The following is a 19,061-nucleotide window of genomic DNA, read 5'->3' on the forward strand; positions in this document are numbered from 1 at the left end:
TCCCGCTCCCCTTACTCTTCAATTGCAAACAACTCTTGACCGAATTCGACAGGCTGACCGTTCTCCGCCAGGACTTGCACGATTTTGCCCTCGACCTCCGCCTCAATCTCGTTCATCAACTTCATAGCCTCAATAATACAGACGGCTTGCCCGGCTTTTACCCTCTGGCCCACCTCGACAAAACTGGGTGCATCCGGAGCCGGGGCCCTGTAAAAGGTGCCCACCATAGGTGCTTTCACATAAGTATAGTTCTCCGGCCGGGCCTGCGCCTGCGCATACTTACCCGCCGCCGAGGCCAGGACCGGCATCGGTTCACCCGCGGACCCCATCTCCGCGGCCGGGCCCGATCCCTGCGATACCGCCGGGCTGAGCGGAGCCGAAGCCGACGCCGCGCCTGCGCCCCCTTTTTTAATGGAAATTCTGACTCCTTCACTTTCCAGGTTCAACTCTGTAATCGCCGTCTCGTCCAGTATACGAATAAGTTCTTTAATCTCGACCAAATTCAACTTTGCATCCTCCTTCGCGGCCGCGCCTTGCACCCGAGTCTCAGGAAGCCCCGCTTTGCCCCTTTGGGATCGCTCTCCAAAGAACTTGCGCGCCACTTGGGGAAAGAGCGCGTAGCTCAAGACATCTTCGGGTGACCCGGCCAACCCCCCCAGATCGCGCCTGGCCTTCTCCAGTCCCGGCGCCAGACTGTCGGCCGGTCGTGCCGTCATCGGGCTCTCGTCACCGATGATTTTCTTTTGAATTTCCCGGGCCACCGGAGCCGGGGGACGGCCGTAAAGCCCGCGCACATAGGCTTTGACCTCACCGGGCACTAACTTATATCTTTCCCCGCTCAAAACGTTTAATACGGCCTGTGTACCTACGATTTGGCTGGTCGGAGTGACAAGGGGGGGATAGCCTAACTCCTCCCGCACCCGCGGAATTTCCGTCAAAACCTCATGGATGCGCTCCATTGCCTTTTGTTCCTCTAACTGCGAAATGAGGTTGGAGATCATTCCGCCCGGGACCTGGTGCTCAAAAACCCGCATGTCGCTGATACGGGTGAGCCCCCGGTCGAAACCGCGCTTTTTGCGCAGCTGTTCAAAGTACTCCGCAATCTTGAACAGATAGGCCAAATCCAGCCCTGTCGCGTACTCGGAGTCCTGCAAAGCCCTGACCACCGTCTCCACGGGAGGCTGGCTGGCTCCGAAGGCCAGGGGTACGCTGGCCGTATCGATCACATCGACCCCCGCCTCCGCCGCTTTCAAGTAGGCTCCCACGGCCATGCCGCCGATATAATGGCTGTGCAGCTGAACCATCACTCCGAGTTCTCGCTTGAGCAAACTCACCAATTCATAGGCCTTATACGGGGTCAGAAGTCCCGCCATGTCTTTGATGCACAAAGAATCCGCACCCTGCGCCACCAAGGCTCTTGCCGTCTCAAGGTAATGGGATACCGTGTGCACCGGGCTCACGGTATAGGCGATGGCGGCTTGCACGTGGGCCCCGGCCTCTTTGGCCGCCTCGATCGGTACGTCCATATTGCGCACATCATTGAGCGCGTCAAAGATACGAATAATGTCAATCCCGTTCTTGACACTGAGAGTAACGAATTCCCGCACAATATCGTCGGGATAATGCTGATACCCCACTAAAGATTGACCCCGCAGGAGCATCTGCAACGGGGTCTTACGCACATAACGCTTGATCAGCCGCAGCCGTTCCCAGGGATCCTCCCCCAAAAAACGCAGACAGACATCGAAAGTCGCTCCGCCCCAGACTTCCAGCGAGTGAAAGCCCGCTTCATCCAAATCGCCCAAAACCGGGAGCATGTCTTCCGTCCGCATCCTGGTCGCCCACAGGCTCTGGTGCGCATCGCGCAAAGTTGTATCCGTAATTCCTACCGCTTTCACCGCTGCAACTCCTCTCAGACCCTTTCTCCTATCAGAAAAATAGGTGAAGATTTTCACCTATCGCAGGATCCATGGTCTATTATATGGGGTCGCAGCTCAGCTTTGCAACACAAGCGCCTTAAGTATACAGTATTTGTCAAGGGCAGGTCAGATATTTGCAAACAACTTGCAGCAAATCGTCGGGACAAAAAGGCTTAACGATGAAATCCGAGGCGCCCCGGCGCATCGCTTCCTTCAGGATCACCCCCTGAGCCAGGGCACTGCACATGATCACGCATGCCGAAGCATCGAAAGTCAAGATTTCACTGAGGACCTGAAAGCCGTCCGCTTCCGGCATGGTGATATCCAGGATGACCAAGTCCGGCCTTGCCTTCTTGTACAGTTCAATGGCTGTCAGCCCGTTTCCCGCTTCCACGATCTCAAAGCCGCCCCGGCGGACGAGAATCTGCCGGATCATCAGCCTCATAAAGCTAGCATCGTCCGCCACCAGAACTCTGTTCATCTCGGGTATCTCTCTCCTCCGACCGGGCCTGATTCCGTCCTGCGGGGTGTACTCCTTTGATTGATTCGTGCTTTAGTTACGATTTCCTGCCGCTGCCCGCAAATTCTTAAAATCAGAAACAGTCCATAGCTTCGACCGCTATTTTGGATCAGAAACCACCCGTGGCTTCGACAACCGCTTTGGATCAGAAACCACCCGTGGCTTCGACGACCACTTTGGATCAGAAACCGCCCATGGCTTCGACGACCACTTTGGACCAGAAACCACCCATGGCTTCGACAACCGCTTTGGATCAGAAACCACCCATAGCTTCGACGACCACTTTGGATCAGAAACCACCCATAGCTTCGACGACCACTTTGGCAGCCGGGATATGCAGAAGCGTACAGACCGTAGTGTGTATTTCTTCCTGGACGGCGGGATCTTTGGCTCCTTCCGCCACCACCAGCACGCCTTCGATATTCGGGCTCTCCTGCATAATTATGACAGGTTGAGTTGAGCCGTTGGGGAGAACCAGGTTATCCGTTTCCGTCGTTTGCGTGGACTTGCGGGTGCCGCCGGTCTTATCCGTCTCTTCTGTCGTGCTTTTTGTCACGCTGGCGTTTTGGCCGTAATCGCTTTTTAGTCCCGTCCCCAGTGTCACCATCACTTTAACTTGCCCCACCCCGCTGATTTGGCTCAGGTTATCGGCCAGCCTGTTTTCCAAAGCCTGCTCCAGGGCGCCGATCTGAGTGCCGCCGGCGTTATTATCCTTAGCGGCGGGCAGCGTTTGAGCCACAGGTTTGAAAACCGGCGTGTCCGGCCCGCCCCCTTTACCCCAAAAGATCAGCCCGACGGAAACCACTATCCCGGCCACCATGAGTTTGAGAAGATTGTCGTTGTGTAAGAAAGACTCAAACCAACCGCTCCCCCCACTCTTCGCCTTCCCTTCCCGGTTCGTGTTCATTCCTGCCCGGTTCATTCCCTCATGATTTTTTCCCCCACGACTCATTCCCTCCCGGTTCGCCTCCTCACGGCCCAGTCTCTTACGGTTCGTTCCCGCCCTCCCGAACTCCCGCTTCTCCTTGCGACCGTAACTGTCCTTATTTTTCAAACCCAATTCTTGCAGGCTCAAGCGTCGCTCAGGTTTCTCAAACATAAATTCTTCCTCCTTTGTAACAACTTGTCCTCATTTGTCCCCCTCCTCACGGTATTTGGCACGGTTTCCCTTATCCCTCCACCGTGTCGACCCAGTTTCTCAGTTCTCTCAGTTTGGTCCGGCTATTTCGACATCCACTTTAGCCGGGTCTATTTCCATCAAAGTCGACACCCTGTTTTGGACCTCTTGGACCAGCGGATTCCCCGCCGGGGCGTGAGGCGGCGCCGGCCTGCTGCCGTCGATGACGATAGGGCGAATCGGCCGGATGTTCGTAGTGGCGGTAAATAACGTGATACTCACTTTGGCCAGGGGCGGCTGCTCTATAAGTCCTCCCCCGTCATTGGCAAAATCAATGGTCACATTTGCTTTGTCCACCCCCTTGACGCCGAGAGCCAGCGCCTCGATTTGGTGTTGGAGAATTTGGCGATACTGAGCCAGCACGGCATCGCGCCCAAGTTTATTTCCCTGTCCTTCGGCCGCCAAGACCGGAACATCCTGGGGAGATGCGGCCGTCCAGGCGGGTATGTTCAGGGCCAAAGGCAAGTGCAGAAAATCTGCCAGCGGGTTGAGTATGGCAGAAATAACAAACAGGCCCATGACCAGCCGGACATACCCTCGCATTGCTTTATTGGGCAGGAGCATCTCCAGAAATGTCGCAAGAAGAAGGATAATGGCCAGATTTCTTATTAAAGTTTGCAGGGCCTGCATCTTCAATTTTTCCCTCCCCGGAGCCTGCGGTCAGTGCAGCATCAAGGCCAGGTTGCCTGAACTCACGACCACAACGATGGCGATAAAAAACATTACGCCCACTGAGGCCAGCGCCGCAAAGATGTAAGTCAGGCTCTTGGCCATATCCTGTAAAGCGTTGGCCAGGGATTGCTCTCCCAAGGGTTCGATCAGGGCAGCCGAAAGGCGAAAGACAAACATCATGGCCAGGATTTTGACCAAAGGGCCGAGGCAGATGATCAACAGGGCGATGAAGGCCACCACGCCCAAGGCGTTCCTAAGCAGCAGTCCCGAAGTCACAACCAATTCCACCGAATCCTTGAAGAACTTACCCACCACCGGAATGAGGTCCACCGAGTACTTGGCGGTACGCAGGGTCACACCGTCCGCTACCCCTCCCGTCACGCCCTGAAGAGTCATCAGGGCGACAAACAAGGTCATAACCAACCCCAAACTGACTTTGCCTCCGAATTCAATCAGTCCGGCCAGTTTATTCAGTTTAAACTGCTCCGATATCTGATTAAACAAGCGCAGCACGGCTGCCAGAAAGAACAAGGGCAGAACGATGTTCTTGAATAGAGTGGCCAGAAACGTCAGGCTGGCCATCACCATAGGCCGGAAAAGCGCCGCCGTGGCAAAGTTCCCCATAGCCAGGAGCAAAGTCAGCATGGCCGGAAAGAGGGCCTGCATCAGCCCGACCATTTGGTCAATGGCCCCGCGGGCGGTTTCCAGCACACTTTGGAAAGCGGCCATGGCCAAACTTAAAAGAACCAGGTAGGATAGGAAGCGGGACAATTTGCCCACCGAACCGTCAAAGGCCTCCTGCAGCTGCTGCAGAACCGCCAACAAGACTGCGAGGACCAAGAATTTCCCGATTAAGGGGGCGGTTTTCAGAACTTCACCGGTGAGGAAAGCCAACAGGCTGCGCATGATGTCCTGCGGCTTAAGGTCCAGTTTCCCTTGCTTAAGCCCTTCCAATAGTCCGGTCAGGGAGAATCCGGGCAAAGAGGCCTGAGCCTCTTGGTCAATCCCCTGCAGGAAACCCTGCATTTTGCTTAAATCGACCTGCTGCGAGAGATCCGCACTCGGAGTCGGACTTTGACCTGTGCTTTGGCTCATACTTTGGCCCGCACTCGCGTCGGGAGTTTGAACCTGGCCTTGACCCGAGCTTTGAACCCAGTTTTGACCCGCACTTTGACCCGGGTCTTGACCCGAAATGTTCACGCCTGAGTTTTGAACCCAACCGGACGGGAGTGTACTCGGCCCCTTCTCCGCGGCCAGCAGGGAACGGGGAGTTGTCCCCAGCATCAGGAAAAAAAAGAAGAAGATTACGCCCAGTCTGACTTTCAAAGAGCATCACCTCACGGCAGCAGTCGCACCAGAGATTCTAAAATGGCGACGATAATGGGTATCGCCAAAATGAGCACTCCGATCTTAGCTGCAAGTTCCACTTTGAGGGCCAGGGCCCCCTCCCCCGCGTCCCGGCAGATTTGAGCCCCGAATTCTGCCAAGTAGGAGATGCCGACGATTTTCAGGACGATGATCAAGTAGTAGGAGCTGATGTTGGCCTGGTCTGCCAAATTCTGAAGCAGGTCGACGATCACCTTGATTTTCCCGAGAACAAGGAGAAAGATGGCTATGCCGGCCAATATGCTGAGTTGGACGGCAATCTCCGGTTGAATTTTCCTCAGTACCACGGCAATAATCGTCACAAGCAAGGCGACCCCGACAATTTGCCAGATTTCCACCTTCAGTCCTCCCCGTACACTAGTACAATTGAAACACGCTTTTCACCAAGGCAAACAGTTGGGACATTGCTTGAAGAATACTGAAGAGGACTAAAATAATCCCTGCCACAGTCACAAATTGGGCAATTTCCTTTTTTCCCGCCTCATTCAGGAGGGTCACAAGGAAACCGACAAATATCCCGATTCCGGCTATTCTAAAGATCATGTTTAAGTCCATCTTCATACTCCTCCCAATCCAGAGGCCGGAGGCCTGAGGCCCGAAGCCAGAATGTTCCAGTCGCCCGGCGGTCTGCTGTTATCCCCGGAGTCTGCTCTCAGATGAGGAAAATCGCGCCGGCACACCCTACGAGAAAACCCAAATAGGCCCACATCTTCGCTTGTTTCTCGGCCCAAACGACTGCTTGTTCCCGCAGCAAAGTCAATTGTTTCTGGGCCAGTTCCAGTTGTTTATGCTGTTCCTGTTGGTCGGAGCGCCCCAAACCTTTTCCGATATCGAGGACGATCAGCCAGTCTTCGGGTTTGAGCGCAAAAGCGCCGGTCAGCCGGGCAATCGTTTCTTTCCAGGCGGGCCAAGCCGCCTCGCCCCTTTCAATCCGTTCTTTAACCTCAGTGAAAAAATTCCGCCAAGGGTCCTCCACCCTGTCGGCGATACCGGAAAACGCCTCCGGCAAAGGGGTGGCGCCCCAGTATATGTCCGTATCCAGCAGGGCCAAAGCGGTCAGCAAAACGCGGATTTCCTCGGGGCGGCGCCTGACTCTGGCCGCCAGCCAAAGCCCGATTCCTCCGAACGCCGCGATGAGTCCCATCGCTCCCAGAATAAGCATTGTATTTCCCACCTCATTGTCATCGCTGAATTTTACATCTTCCGATTGGCAACCCGAGCCCAAGGCCTTACTTCCTGCCCCCGGGCAAGATCCAAAACGCTTTCCACCGTTCCGGGGCCTCGCCGCCTGCTGAGAAGAACCGCCCGCTCAAAAATCCCACCGGCCAGCAAATCCCTTAAGATAGGGCGGCAGCGCGCTTCTTCCAGGGAGCCGGCGTGAGCCGTGCTGAGTATGCTGACACCGCTGCGCAGGGCCTCCGCTATAGCCGCAACATCCTCCGCGTGTCCCACTTCATCGACGGCCACCACCTCGGGCCCCATGGACCGGATCAGCATCCCCATACCCAGCGCTTTCGGGCAGGAATCCAGAACGTCTGTACGGCAGCCCAAATCATACGCCGGTACTCCCTGCCACAGTCCGGCCAATTCCCCGCGCTCATCGACAACGCCCACCGCCTGTCCGGGAAGGCCCAACTCCGGCACCCCGTTGCTCAACCAACGGATTAATGCTCTGAGCAGGGTCGTTTTTCCCGCTCTGGGTGCGGAAAGGATGAGCGTATGGTAAAGCCGCCTTTCCGAGGAGATGAGATGCGGCAGAAGGTCCAGCCCCAACGCCCGGATATCCTGGGCTAGGCGGAAGTTCAACCCCGTGATGTGTTTAATCGTCTGTAAGCTTCCTTGCTTCATAATGGCCTCTCCCGTGATCCCCACCCGGTGCCCTCCCGGCAGTGTGAGAAAGCCCTGGCGCAGATTTTCCGCGGCGGCATAGAGCGAGCTTTGGGTCAGGCGATCCATGGTTTCGGCCAGGTCCGGCAGTTCCACCCTGTAAGCCTCTTCGGCCGGGGCGGGCTGTCCGGTTCGGTCCAAAAAAACGTCCTCGCCGGCCAAGCGGAGCAAGAGCGGCTGGTTAACCCGCAAGCGAATTTCCTCCACCCGACCGGGGACTATCTCCGTCTGGGCCAAAATCCGTCCCAGACGCCGGCCAAACCAGCCCAGAAACTCGTCCCAGCCCACCTTCGCTTCTCCATCTTCCCCGGCCCGGACAGGAACGGGCAGGGCCGGTTTGCGAGAGTTAACATAGTGAAGCGGCACGTTCTGTCCCTCCTTGATAGAAGGTATGTCCGCGCCGCTGTTTTTAGACTAAGAAAACCCGGCTTCTGCCCAGCTTTAGCGAAGGTAGCTGGCGCAAGTTTTCTTATCCCGCAAAACCAAAAAGAGCACCCCGCTCTTGCGAGATGCCCAACCTGAAAGATCCTTGCCGGCTTCACCCGATCCGTCCTTATCTCTTTGACCCTTCTCCGCCTTTGGGAAGCTAGGCTCGCTGCACATAGCTGCCGGTACGCGTATCAATGATCAGCACGTCCCCTTCATTAACAAAAAAAGGTACCTGCACGATGGCCCCGGTCTCCAGCGTCGCCGGCTTGGTGCCGCCGGTTGCCGTGTCCCCTTTAACACCCGGTTCAGTCGCAACCACCGCCAGCTGAACGCTGTTGGGAATGTCGACTCCGATCACATCGCTGCCGAAAAAGAGCACCCCTAAATTCATGTTCTCTTTGAGCCATTTGACCTGGTCCCCTATTTGATCCGCTGTGAGAGACATCTGCTCATAGTTTTCATTGTCCATCACCACGTAATGTTCGCCGTCTTTATAGAGGTACTGCATTTCCCTCCGTTCCACGTGGGCCCTCGGAACTTTTTCACCGGCATTGAATTTGCGTTCCACCACTCCGCCGGTTCGTACGTTTTTGAGCTTTGTCCGGACAAAAGCCGCACCTTTGCCCGGCTTCACGTGTTGAAACTCAACAATTGTGTAAACGTCCCCGTCTACTTCGATCGTCACACCCGTCTTAAAATCATTTGAAGAAATCATTTGCCATATTCCCCCTAATATCATGGTCGCCCCAGTGCACGTACCCTTTAACGCCGGCCTGATAGAGCCGATTGACTTGGGCTCCGCCTTGGCCGCGCTCTCATCTTAGCTTATCCGCTTTTTTTGTTTTGTACAATTCCAATTGTACAATTCTCAACTTCGCAAAAAAACAAAGCTCACCGCCGGGACCGCCGTCTATGGATTCCCGGGCCGCTCGAGGATATCCCAGCATGGCCGGAATCCTTCCCCCCCACGGGCTTAGCGCGCTCCGCAAGCAGCCTGCTCAGGACACGTATTGACTTTGACTTGTTCATAGCCGCTGGCGAAGCAAATAGCGTGCCCGAAAGAAAGCGGCCTGAGCAGTGGTACCCAGAAAACGGGACCGATCCTTGCGCCAAATACCGGTCTCTCTACTGAATAATGATCAGATCCTTGGGAGCCTGGGTCAGGATCTCGCATCCCTCTTCCGTGACGACGACCATATCCTCTATCCGCACGCCACCCCAGCCGGGAATATAAATGCCCGGTTCTACCGTGACCACGTTCCCCGGCTGCAGAAGCCGTTCCTCCCGCGTGTTCAGGTTCGGCCCTTCATGGATGGCCAAGCCCACAGAATGTCCCAAGCCGTGCCCGAAATACTCACCGTAGCCTGCCTCCGCGATGATCCCGCGAGCCACCGCATCCACATCCCGGCCCGTGACCCCGGGCTTCACCGCCCGGATGCCCGCAAGTTGGGCCTTGAGAACCACTTCGTAAATCTCCCTCTGTTTCTCATCCGGCTCCCCGAAAACAACGGTTCGCGTAATGTCAGAACAATACCCCGCCAGGACGGCTCCGAAATCAAGGGTTAAAAACTCTCCCTGTTCGACCCGCTTGGAGCTGGCGGTTCCGTGCGGCAGAGCCCCCCTCGGACCGGACGCCACAATGAAATCAAAGGAACGGCCGCTGGCGCCCGCGCGGCGCATAGCAAATTCCAATTCCAAGGATATCTCTTCTTCCTTCTGGCCCACGGCGAGTTTGGCCAAGATCGCGTCAAAGGCTTGATCAGCCGCCCGTACAGCCCGGCGGATCCGACCGATTTCCTCCTCATCCTTAACCGCACGAAGATCGTTGATCAACTCCGGCCGGGACATGAGTTCGCACTGAGGCAAGTGCTCCGCCAGCTTAAGATAGGTGTCATGGGTGACAAAATCCCCTTCGAAGCCGACCCGCTTGGCCCCCTGTCCCAGGTCCGTCAACGGAGCGAACGGATCCGCCGCCACCCTTACAATCTCAAACCCCGGGGCTTCACCGGACGCCTGTTCTATGTAGCGAAAATCGGTCAAGAGATAAGTACGGTCCGGCAGGATGAGCACTGTCCCTTCCCCCCCGGAAAATCCGCTCAGATAGCGAAGATTTTCCGGCCGCACGCTCACAAATCCCTCAAGCCCCTCTATCTCCATCCTTTTGCGCAGCTTATCCAGGCGGCTTTCTGTCACAAGTTCCATAGCTGTGAACTCCTTTCTACTGACGTACATTTCCGGGCTTGTCACCCACAAGATTTTACCACAATTTTTCGGCCAAGGATAGGGGACGAGCAGGCGAAACCGGGATCACCACCCTGCCCGTGCGCAATTGTATGGAAGCAATCCGCGCTCCGCCGTCTTGCACCGCCATTTTCTTTCTCGCAACTAAAGCCCGTGTGCTTACCGCAACCCTGCCCGAACGGATCGTCGATGACTGTTTTTCTCGTATACCGTCCTGTTCGCCTATCGTATATTTTTAAGAGCAAAATTGTATAACAATAGTGTCGAAAAAAAGTCTGCTGTTTTGTAAAACTTCTTGCCAAACCCTGTTCCCTTTTGTCGCAAGACGGTGTATAATCAATTCAAAATATAGAATTATCGCGAACAACTTGAATTACCCAGTTTATTAAACCCCTTTCCTTTATTAAAATCCCAGCCCGTATTAATACAATGTTCTATTCCAGAAGTAGAAGTTGTATTATTAAAAAAAATCCAAAAAAGGAAGAGAGGTGGATTGCTTTGTCCGCCAAGGCGGGACAAAGCGCGCGCATGAGGCAAGGACTCAAAAGGGAACTCGGTCTGCTCGATTTAACGATGATGGGTTTGGGTGCCATCATCGGCTCCGGCTGGCTGCTCGGCTCCCAGAAAGCCGGCAATATTGCCGGTCCGGCCGCAATTTTCTCCTGGGTAATCGGTGGTGTTATGGTTCTGTTCATTGCCTTGGTCTACGCGGAGTTAGGATCCATGTTACCGGAATCCGGAGGACTCGTTCGTTATTCCCAGTATTCCCACGGGAGTTTCGTCAGCTACATCATGGCCTTTGCTCTTATCCTTGCCGATTCCATGGTAATCGCGATTGAAGCGGAAGCAGCTGTTCAGTATGCCAGTTATTATGCCCCGTGGCTCTTTAACAGCACGACCAATGCAATGACCGGGATCGGCTGGATTGTCGGGGCTCTACTATGTGTCATATTTTTCTTCCTGAATTATCTCAGCGTTAAGGCTTTCGCCCGCAGCAACACCCTGATCACGGCCCTAAAATTTCTTACCCCGGTCTTAACTCTCATCGTTCTCTTCACCCAGTTTCAGCCCGGCAACCTCAGCTCACACGGATTTGCTCCCTTTGGTTTGCCCGGTGTTTTCGCCGCTATCTCTTCCGGTGGCGTTGTCTTTTCCTATTTTGGCTTCAGGCAAGCCGTGGTCATGTCCGGCGAAGCCAAAAATCCCCAGCGGGACATTCCTTTAGCCATAGGTATGGCCATCGGCATCGGCATCGTGCTTTACATTTTGTTGCAGACCGTGTTCATCGGTGCCTTGCCAGCCCAGATTATGGCAAAAGGCTGGGGCCACATCAACTTCAGCTCCCCATTTGCTGAAATAGCCCTATTGCTTAGCTTCAACTGGCTGGCTGCTATCATCTTTGCAGATGCGGTCATATCGCCTTTCGGAACCGGAAACATTTATATGGGGACCACTTCCCGTCTGGTCATGGCCCAATCCGAAAATGGTTTTTGGTGGAAAGTATTTAAAAAAGTGGATCCCAGAGCCGGAGTACCCCGTGCCGCTCTCTGGTTCACCTTAGTGCTCGCTATTGTTTGGACCGCTCCCTTTCCTTCCTGGGGCAAATTAGTCGGAGTGCTTTCCAATGCCGTGGTTTTCACTTATATGATCGGACCGGTCAGCGTCATGGCTCTGCGGCGCACGGCGCCCAAACTGCACCGTCCCTTCGCTCTGAAAGCATTGCCGCTCGTGGCCGGCATCGCTTTCGTAGTCGGTACCCTTGTCATTTATTGGAGCAGCTGGTCAGCAGTTTCGGTGGTTATGCTTTGTAATCTCTTCGGGCTCATTATTTTTGCCGGTTTCTTGATTGCACGGCCCGAGTTGCGCAAAGGCATGAGTAAGAATATCAAAGCCGGCGTCTGGCTAATCGTTTACATGCTGTTCATACTGGCTCTCAGCCGTTTGGGCAGCGCGAAATTTGGCGGAACGGATGTTATTAAGTATCCCATGGACCAATTGGTGTGCGTGGTCGGTGGCGTCATCTTCTTTCTCTGGGCTAATGCCAGTGCCTACTCTACTCCGGAAATCCAAGAAATTGTCGCCGAGCAAGGCGGCAAACAAGTGGCGCGCTGAGCCGCACACGGACTCCCTCGCTACGCCGGACGTCAGGAGAGAAAACTTGAGATCACAACGGATTGATTAAGAACGAGTCGGGGAAGAAAAAGCCTCGGGAAAGCCTGGCGCTCACCTGAGGCTTTCCCTTTATCCAAAGCGTAAGACTCCCACTTCTACAAGTGGGAGTCTTACGTACCCCGCTTCCAACCTCACCTAAATTTCCGCCCCCTAAAATTCCCGAGCCTATGGTTTCTTCACCCGGCGCCCGGAACGGCGAAAAACCCAATACTTCATGAAGAGAAAACTGGCCGTGGAAGGAATCGCCATGGCCAAAGCTTTTGCCGCATTCTGCACAACCCAGTTGGGCAAATCCAGAGCTGTGAGTTCATGGAAAGCCGTAAGAAAGGTGAAATTGCTGAGAAACAAACTGATTCCCGCTTGGATCAGGAAATAAGCTTTTTCCCGGATATCCTGACGGGCGTGCTGGCGGAAAGTGATCCGGGAATTCCAGATATAACTGTTCAGAATCGCTAAAGTATAGGCGAAAGTGTTAAATAGGATTAAAAGTCCGTCATTGGTCGTCGGCCAAATGTAGAGGATCAAATCCAACATTCCGATGTCGATGACGGCGTTCAGCCCTCCCACCACCAGAAATTGGACAATCTGCCCGGGATAATATTTAAAAGTCCTTTTTGTTGACGCCGGCCACACGGCCGGCCAACGGTTTTTCCGCACACCCGACTCCATTTCCGCCTCTAGATTTTCATTCCCGGTTAATGCGGACGACATCGCCGACATCCTTTCAGAAGATCTTCTCCGTCTTAATTGTAACCGAAACTTTTTAGCACCTGACCAAAAAACCGTGAAGATCTTATGTTGATTTTCAATGTCTGCCGGACGATCCCCAGGCCGACTCGAATCTTTATCTTCATTATAGCACATCTGCAACCCAACTTAATCTTTTCGTGATGTCCTCGCGGGGAAACGTTACCAGCCCACTTACCTTCTTTGCGCTTCTCGGCGTTCTTAGGTCAACAGGCGGCTTTGCAGTACACGCTCGTTAAAGAGTAACTTTGAAACATCGCCTATCCCGGGCTCGCCATGGTCCGCCCGGCCGGACTTTCACCGACAGGCTCTGCTGCTGCCGGCGCAGTGAACCGTGCCGCCTTGCCGGGGAATAAGCGGAGGGCCACCAGCCTCCGAGACCGATGGCCCTCCCGTGGGCAATACCCGGTTAAGCCGCTTCAGGATACACTTGTCAGGAGTTCCTTCTCCCACTGTGCTCCCCGGTCACCATCATTTTCACCCACTGCGGTAAGTCCGCCTTCACCTGGGCGGCTGCTTCAGGCGACAGTTTTCCGTCTCTTACAGCTTGGTCAAGGTTGGCAGAGAGCGTTTCCCGGATCTTGCTTTCCAAAGTTTTCTGCGCTATCCCTTTCTCCTGGGCCAGCTGAGCCAAAGACTTCCCACCCTCTAAAGCCGCTTTAAGTTGGACGGAATCCAGCCCGAGAAGACTTTGCACCTGGTCGCGCATTCCCCGGAACATCCCGGCATGCCTGGCCGCAGAAAACGGAGTCCTTTGAGCTTGAGAGGACCCGGTCCCCTTGCACTCCCATGGTTTTGAGATGACAGACTCAATCCTTGCGGACAGCTTGGCTTTAGTGGCCTCCGCTTTTTGCGCTTCGAGCCTGCCGCTCTTGACCGCAGAGTCTATCTTCTCGGCCCAGGCCGCCTGTAATTTCCCGGCCAGGGTTGCCGAATCCATGCCCTTGGCGGCAGCCACATCCTTCAGGCTCTTGCCGCCCTGTAATTCCGTCTTTAGTTCCTGAGGCTGTACCCCGAGAATTCCGGCGACTGCCCCCAGAACGAAAGGACAATCGCGCTTGAAATGTTGGCTTTTCTGGGGTCCCGCATGAACGACAGGCGGACTCACCGAAGCCGCGTTTTGCCCGGGTAGATTCGGCACACCTGTGGAAGCGGCGGCCACCCCGGCCGCAGCAACGGTTACTGCCAGTGTGAGGACACCGACCAGTGCAAATCTCGGCAACTTCATGCCAGCAATTCCCCCTTTAACATTTTTTTGTGGCCACGCTAGCATTATAACCACCTGTTCTTAAAGGAATGCAAGCAAAGTCTTAAGATTTGATGGATAAGCACTTGCACACACTTCGGTCAGGAGTTAGTGCAACCGCGTACGTTAGTACCTTCATCAGTCGGTGTAACCACAGTTAGTGTAACCACGCGAGCTTGCGTAAACACACGAGTTTACTGCAAGCACACGAGCCGGCGCGAACATCTGAAGCCCCTTTACTCAAAAAGCAAAGGGGCTTCTCCGGTTTCGACTCCCACAGCCTGATATAAACCTCTAACAGCCTCAGGCAGGTCCCAAGCATAAGACCCTGCCGGCACATCCTCTTGCGGCAAAAAACAGCAATAAAATTTGGCTGGGGTGGCTGGATTCGAACCAACGAAATGCCAGAGTCAGAGTCTGGTGCCTTACCGCTTGGCGACACCCCATTACCGACGTTATTATCATACCCGAAGCGGATGCAGTTGTCAAACCCCAAATACACCATTTGCAATGACTGCTTTGTGACCCTTTAGGGGTTAAAAACTCCTGAGAATGGCGAGTTCTTTAGCCCGCTTGCTTAGCCGGCCCGACAACTGACTCTCGGTAAATCGGCCGGGATTGTGATATAATGAGAGGGTCCCGCAATGGATGAAACAATATTCGCCGTAAGCCCCTTGTTTGGGGGCAATAAGACAAATTTCTTACATTGGAGTTTAGACATGAGAACCGGCCGAAAACCCCTCTCCCGCCGTTTGTTGCGGCTCATGGCTCTCGCTTGTGCGCTCTCGGTGGCTAATCTTTATTACAGCCAGCCCCTCTTGGCCGACATGGCGGTCTCCCTCCACGTCTCAGCGCGCGCTATCGGCGGAATTCCCGTGCTCACTCAAATGGGCTATGCCTTGGGGCTTTTTCTCTTTGTCCCCTTAGGAGACCTGATGGAAAGGCGTTTCCTCATTGTCGCACTGCTCCTGGTCGTTACTCTGGCCCTGATCGGAGTTGCGGCGGCGCCGAATCTCACCCTTCTCAGCCTTATGAGTTTTCTTCTCGGGGCCACGACGGTTGTTCCGCAACTCATCGTCCCCTTCGCGGTCCAGCTGGCAGCTCCCGGCGAACAGGGCACAGTCGTGGGAACAGTAATGAGCGGCCTTCTCTTCGGCATTCTCCTGGCCCGCACCGTCAGCGGTCTGGTCGGAGAGCATCTTAATTGGAGAGCCATGTATATCATCGGTGCCGGCCTCATGTTCGGCCTGGCCCTCTTTCTGCGCCTGGGCCTGCCGCAAAGCAAACCTTCCGTCTCTCTGAGCTATTCCCAACTCTTCCGCTCTTTTCGCAATTTGATCTTAGCCGAACCCGTCTTGCGTGAAGCCTCTGTAATGGGAGGCCTGCTTTTTGGCGCTTTCAGCGCTTTTTGGACAACCTTGGTCTTCCTCCTCAGACAACCCCCTTATCATCTGGGAGCCCAGGCCGCCGGGCTCTTCGGTCTGGCAGGTGTCACCGGAGCAGCCGCCGCACCCTTAGCCGGCCGTTTGGCTGACAAAAAACCGGGGTCATCCCGCCGCTCCCGGGCGCGGCCGGAAAGCGACAGCGCCCGCCGGGTGGCAGGGATGTCCGCCTTGATCACCCTCCTGGCTTTTGTCGTTTTTTCCCTGGCGGGCAAGGAGATTTGGGGGTTGATTCTGGGCGTGATTCTCCTCGATCTGGGTGTACAGTCCGCCCAGATCTCTAACCAGGCCCGCATCTACCGTTTGCTCCCGGAAGCGAAAAACCGGCTCAATACGGTTTATATGGTGACTTACTTCCTCGGCGGAGCCCTGGGGTCATGGCTGGGAGCCTTCGCCTGGAGCACTTGGCAATGGCCGGGGGTCAGCGCGGCCGGGAGCGCCATGGTTCTCCTCAGTCTGGCGGTCTGGGCTCTCGGCTTGCCCCCCAGACTCCCTAACCCGGCCCCTAAACACCTCCGTTCCCAGGATTCCTGAAGAGCATGACGCGCTCCAAGACCCGCTATTTCAGGAACAGATGGTACCTATCCGGGGGTAGTGTCACTGCCGGAGCCTGAAAATGATTGCCAGGCTGCAACTTACCGGTCAAAAATTCGGAGTATAACTCTTGGCGGAAAGAAGGATATTATTTTTATGGACTATGACGTCATCGTGGTGGGAGCAGGCCCCGCCGGGATCTTTACTTGTTACGAACTCAGCCAAAAAGCCCCTCAATTATCCGTTCTGCTGATCGAAAAAGGGCGCGACATCTATCACCGCAACTGTCCCATTCTCAAAAAGACCCTTGCCAAGTGCCCCCCGCCCAACAAACTGAAAGAAGCAGCGGGCTGTTCGCCTGCCTGTTCGATCACGAACGGATTTGGGGGAGCCGGCGCTTATTCGGACGGCAAATTCAACATCACGACGGAGTTTGGGGGCTGGTTGACCGAATACAGGTCTCCTTCCGAAGTTCTCAGCCTGATCAAATATGTCGATGACATCAACCTGAAACACGGGGCCAGCGCTCCTTTGACCGACCCTACCACTCAGGCGGTCAAAGAAATCGAACGCCGGGGATTGGCCGCGGGGCTTAAGCTCCTGCGCGCCCAAGTGAGACATCTGGGCACTGAGCAAAACCTGGAAATTCAAAAGGATATTTACGAATTTCTCAAACCCAAGGTCGACATGATCTTTGAGACGACCGTCACCGACCTCCTGGTCGGGGACGAAGAAGGGACCCTCAGGATCAAAGGAGTTTCAACCGTCGGGGGAAACTCTTTCTATGCGCCCTGTGTTGTCGCCGTGCCCGGCCGGGACGGCTCCGAATGGCTGGCCGCCGCTCTGAGAAAATACGGCCTGGAAATGACCAGCAATCAGGTGGACGTCGGGGTGCGGATCGAAACCCTGGATACCATCATGGAAGACATCAACGAGAACCTCTACGAGGGCAAGTTCATCTACCGCACTTCCGTGGGCACCACCGTGCGCAGTTTCTGCAGTAACCCTTCCGGCCACGTGGTGATCGAGAACCACAGCGGAGTCATGTTGGCCAACGGCCATGCTTACCGAGATAAGAACCTTGGCAGCACCAATACCAATTTTGCCTTGCTCGTCTCCCATCATTTTTCCTATCCCTTTAACAAGCCAACCGAATATGCCAAATTCATTTCCCGTTTGGCCAATGACCTCTCCAACGGCAGCGTGCTGCTCCAGCGCTATGGCGACATTCTCAAGGGCCGGCGCTCCACCGAAAAACGCATCGCTGAGGGCTTTATCGAGCCAACCCTCAAAGAAGCGGTTCCCGGCAATTTGAGCCTGGTCTTGCCCTACTCCACCATGAAAAGTATTATAGAGATGATCGAGGCTTTAGACAAAGTGACGCCGGGAATCGCCTCCGAGCATACCCTCCTTTACGGTGTGGAAGCCAAATTCTACTCTTCACGGCCTAAGCTTACGAGCGCGTTCGAAAGCGAGATCGCCGGGCTCTATGCGGGAGGAGACGGAGCGGGCATCACGCGCGGCCTGGCTCAGGCCAGTGCCTGCGGTGTCGCCATCGCCAGAGAAATCATCCGCTCACACCCAAAGGCGAGGTAGCGCGTTCACCCCAGGTTTCGGCGAAACTAGGCTCCGGCAAGCAGAACATGCGTAGCCGTTGGCGCGGCCCATGCCAACCCGGTCTGCGTAGTCTCAAGACGAACCCCGCCTCAGCACGGAAGTACCCCGGAAACCTGCCCGCCCGGTATCGGCACTCGCAGGTATTCCAACAGTCCATTATAGGTCATGTATAGGTCATGTATAGGTCATGTATAGGTCATGTATAGGTCATGCATAGGTTATGCACAATTTATGCCTATCAAAGATTTGCTCAAAAGGAAAGGAGTCGATCATCATGGATTTTCTGCAACTCGCCAAAACGCGCTGTTCGGTCCGCAAATACCTGCCCCGGAAAGTCGAAAGGGAAAAACTGCTTAAGATTCTCGAAGCCGGCAGGATCGCACCCACTGCCGCCAATATGCAGCCTCAGCGGTTGCTCGTGGTGGAGGAAGAAGACGGTCTGGCCAAACTGCGCAAGGCCGCCAATATTTATGACGCCCCTCTGGCCCTTATCATTTGCTCCGACCGCCAAATCGCCTGGAAAAGGCCTTTTGACGGCAAGACTACGGTCGAGATCGATGCCGCCATCGTCACGGCCCACATGATGCTGGAAGCTACGGAGCTTGGTTTGGGTACGGTTTGGGTCGGTTACTTTAAGCCTGATGTGATTGTCGAGGAATTCCACCTGCCCGGCAGCGTTGAACCGATCGCTGTCTTACCCATCGGATATCCCGCAGGCGAAACAGCACCGCCCGACCGACATGAACGTGACCGCAAGCCCCTCTCGCATCTCGTTTCTTACGAGACCTATCAGGCTTGATTCGGCGGTGACGCCGCAACCCTCCGCCCGGCGGTTCGCAAAGTGCAACCCGATGAAACGGGTCAGGGCCGGGGGAACATTTCCCAGCCGGACCCCATGCGGCTGAGGCGGCACTGTCGGAGCCTGAACACGGCCGCGGGAGCCGGGGCGTTTTGACCGGCTGTCAACGGCGTCGGACTGTCGTCTCGCGCTTGACAGGTCACGGCGCACTGTCTATAATTATTTTGAGCTGACATCGCAAGGGCGCCGCCAGGCGCCCTACCCAACACCTTA

17 protein-coding genes and 1 tRNA gene are annotated in these 19,061 nt (G+C 55.1%); 4 read left to right on the forward strand and 14 right to left on the reverse strand.

What is annotated here, in order from left to right:
• Positions 1 to 11: 11 nt before the first annotated feature.
• The 11 genes from accB to MNU25_RS13600 all read right to left on the reverse strand — a co-directional run bounded on the left by accB (position 12) and on the right by MNU25_RS13600 (position 10,192).
• Positions 12 to 1,898: an acetyl-CoA carboxylase biotin carboxyl carrier protein gene (accB, locus tag MNU25_RS13550; protein ID WP_240985554.1), complete on the reverse strand. Its 1,887-nt coding sequence runs from the start codon at positions 1,896 to 1,898 to the stop codon at positions 12 to 14.
• Between the two features lie 136 nt (positions 1,899 to 2,034).
• Positions 2,035 to 2,400 carry a response regulator gene (locus MNU25_RS13555; protein ID WP_240985555.1) on the reverse strand — a complete coding sequence of 122 codons (366 nt, stop codon included), beginning with the start codon at positions 2,398 to 2,400 and terminating at the stop codon, positions 2,035 to 2,037.
• 328 nt (positions 2,401 to 2,728) lie between these two features.
• Complete coding sequence (locus MNU25_RS13560) at positions 2,729 to 3,538, reverse strand: hypothetical protein (protein WP_240985556.1); 810 nt, start codon at positions 3,536 to 3,538, stop codon at positions 2,729 to 2,731.
• Positions 3,539 to 3,646: 108 nt separating this feature from the next.
• Positions 3,647 to 4,246 carry a stage III sporulation protein AF gene (locus tag MNU25_RS13565; protein ID WP_240986854.1) on the reverse strand — a complete coding sequence of 200 codons (600 nt, stop codon included), beginning with the start codon at positions 4,244 to 4,246 and terminating at the stop codon, positions 3,647 to 3,649.
• 30 nt (positions 4,247 to 4,276) lie between these two features.
• Complete coding sequence (spoIIIAE, locus tag MNU25_RS13570) at positions 4,277 to 5,614, reverse strand: stage III sporulation protein AE (protein ID WP_240985557.1); 1,338 nt, start codon at positions 5,612 to 5,614, stop codon at positions 4,277 to 4,279.
• Positions 5,615 to 5,625: 11 nt separating this feature from the next.
• Positions 5,626 to 6,012 carry a stage III sporulation protein AD gene (gene spoIIIAD / locus MNU25_RS13575; protein WP_047829313.1) on the reverse strand — a complete coding sequence of 129 codons (387 nt, stop codon included), beginning with the start codon at positions 6,010 to 6,012 and terminating at the stop codon, positions 5,626 to 5,628.
• Between the two features lie 19 nt (positions 6,013 to 6,031).
• Positions 6,032 to 6,229 carry a stage III sporulation protein AC gene (gene spoIIIAC / locus MNU25_RS13580; protein WP_240985558.1) on the reverse strand — a complete coding sequence of 66 codons (198 nt, stop codon included), beginning with the start codon at positions 6,227 to 6,229 and terminating at the stop codon, positions 6,032 to 6,034.
• A gap of 97 nt (positions 6,230 to 6,326) precedes the next feature.
• The gene (locus tag MNU25_RS13585) at positions 6,327 to 6,836 is read right to left on the reverse strand and encodes a stage III sporulation protein AB (RefSeq protein ID WP_240985559.1); all 510 of its coding nucleotides are present in this window, start codon (positions 6,834 to 6,836) and stop codon (positions 6,327 to 6,329) included.
• Positions 6,837 to 6,868: 32 nt separating this feature from the next.
• A complete protein-coding gene (gene spoIIIAA / locus MNU25_RS13590; protein WP_261487146.1) occupies positions 6,869 to 7,927 on the reverse strand; it encodes a stage III sporulation protein AA in 1,059 nt (352 codons plus the stop codon).
• A 220-nt stretch (positions 7,928 to 8,147) separates the two neighbouring features.
• Entirely contained in the window at positions 8,148 to 8,705 is a 558-nt protein-coding gene (gene efp, locus MNU25_RS13595) for an elongation factor P (protein ID WP_240985560.1), read from the reverse strand.
• A gap of 410 nt (positions 8,706 to 9,115) precedes the next feature.
• The gene (locus MNU25_RS13600) at positions 9,116 to 10,192 is read right to left on the reverse strand and encodes a M24 family metallopeptidase (RefSeq protein ID WP_240985561.1); all 1,077 of its coding nucleotides are present in this window, start codon (positions 10,190 to 10,192) and stop codon (positions 9,116 to 9,118) included.
• Positions 10,193 to 10,729: 537 nt separating this feature from the next.
• Here MNU25_RS13600 and MNU25_RS13605 point away from each other — a divergent pair.
• Positions 10,730 to 12,343 carry an APC family permease gene (locus MNU25_RS13605; protein ID WP_240985562.1) on the forward strand — a complete coding sequence of 538 codons (1,614 nt, stop codon included), beginning with the start codon at positions 10,730 to 10,732 and terminating at the stop codon, positions 12,341 to 12,343.
• Positions 12,344 to 12,568: 225 nt separating this feature from the next.
• Here the strand turns inward: MNU25_RS13605 and MNU25_RS13610 are convergent, their stop codons facing one another.
• The 3 genes from MNU25_RS13610 to MNU25_RS13620 form a co-directional block, all read right to left on the reverse strand.
• Positions 12,569 to 13,114 carry a GtrA family protein gene (locus MNU25_RS13610; protein ID WP_240985563.1) on the reverse strand — a complete coding sequence of 182 codons (546 nt, stop codon included), beginning with the start codon at positions 13,112 to 13,114 and terminating at the stop codon, positions 12,569 to 12,571.
• 469 nt (positions 13,115 to 13,583) lie between these two features.
• The gene (locus MNU25_RS13615; protein ID WP_240985564.1) at positions 13,584 to 14,378 is read right to left on the reverse strand and encodes a hypothetical protein; all 795 of its coding nucleotides are present in this window, start codon (positions 14,376 to 14,378) and stop codon (positions 13,584 to 13,586) included.
• 388 nt (positions 14,379 to 14,766) lie between these two features.
• A tRNA-Gln gene (locus MNU25_RS13620) sits at positions 14,767 to 14,842 on the reverse strand.
• 198 nt (positions 14,843 to 15,040) lie between these two features.
• On the opposite strand from MNU25_RS13620, the gene MNU25_RS13625 reads away from it, so the two are divergent.
• The 3 genes from MNU25_RS13625 (at position 15,041) to MNU25_RS13635 (ending at position 18,788) form a co-directional block, all read left to right on the forward strand.
• Entirely contained in the window at positions 15,041 to 16,372 is a 1,332-nt protein-coding gene (locus tag MNU25_RS13625; protein WP_240985565.1) for an MFS transporter, read from the forward strand.
• A gap of 156 nt (positions 16,373 to 16,528) precedes the next feature.
• A complete protein-coding gene (locus MNU25_RS13630; protein WP_240985566.1) occupies positions 16,529 to 17,968 on the forward strand; it encodes an NAD(P)/FAD-dependent oxidoreductase in 1,440 nt (479 codons plus the stop codon).
• Positions 17,969 to 18,263: 295 nt separating this feature from the next.
• Entirely contained in the window at positions 18,264 to 18,788 is a 525-nt protein-coding gene (locus tag MNU25_RS13635) for a nitroreductase family protein (RefSeq protein ID WP_240985567.1), read from the forward strand.
• Positions 18,789 to 19,061: the final 273 nt, after the last annotated feature.

The organism is Acididesulfobacillus acetoxydans (assembly GCF_902729405.1).
Classification (GTDB): Bacteria; Bacillota; Desulfitobacteriia; order Desulfitobacteriales; family Desulfitobacteriaceae; genus Acididesulfobacillus; species Acididesulfobacillus acetoxydans.

What these genes read in the sequence shown, in the direction of transcription:
- MNU25_RS13625 (WP_240985565.1), top strand. Translation starts at nt 15,041, where the DNA reads ATGGATGAAACAATATTCGCCGTAAGCCCCTTGTTTGGGGGCAATAAG.
- MNU25_RS13615 (WP_240985564.1), bottom strand. Translation starts at nt 14,378, where the DNA reads ATGAAGTTGCCGAGATTTGCACTGGTCGGTGTCCTCACACTGGCAGTA.
- efp (WP_240985560.1), bottom strand. Translation starts at nt 8,705, where the DNA reads ATGATTTCTTCAAATGATTTTAAGACGGGTGTGACGATCGAAGTAGAC.
- MNU25_RS13610 (WP_240985563.1), bottom strand. Translation starts at nt 13,114, where the DNA reads ATGTCGTCCGCATTAACCGGGAATGAAAATCTAGAGGCGGAAATGGAG.
- MNU25_RS13635 (WP_240985567.1), top strand. Translation starts at nt 18,264, where the DNA reads ATGGATTTTCTGCAACTCGCCAAAACGCGCTGTTCGGTCCGCAAATAC.
- MNU25_RS13630 (WP_240985566.1), top strand. Translation starts at nt 16,529, where the DNA reads ATGGACTATGACGTCATCGTGGTGGGAGCAGGCCCCGCCGGGATCTTT.
- MNU25_RS13560 (WP_240985556.1), bottom strand. Translation starts at nt 3,538, where the DNA reads ATGTTTGAGAAACCTGAGCGACGCTTGAGCCTGCAAGAATTGGGTTTG.
- MNU25_RS13565 (WP_240986854.1), bottom strand. Translation starts at nt 4,246, where the DNA reads ATGCAGGCCCTGCAAACTTTAATAAGAAATCTGGCCATTATCCTTCTT.
- spoIIIAC (WP_240985558.1), bottom strand. Translation starts at nt 6,229, where the DNA reads ATGGACTTAAACATGATCTTTAGAATAGCCGGAATCGGGATATTTGTC.
- MNU25_RS13585 (WP_240985559.1), bottom strand. Translation starts at nt 6,836, where the DNA reads ATGCTTATTCTGGGAGCGATGGGACTCATCGCGGCGTTCGGAGGAATC.
- MNU25_RS13600 (WP_240985561.1), bottom strand. Translation starts at nt 10,192, where the DNA reads ATGGAACTTGTGACAGAAAGCCGCCTGGATAAGCTGCGCAAAAGGATG.
- MNU25_RS13555 (WP_240985555.1), bottom strand. Translation starts at nt 2,400, where the DNA reads ATGAACAGAGTTCTGGTGGCGGACGATGCTAGCTTTATGAGGCTGATG.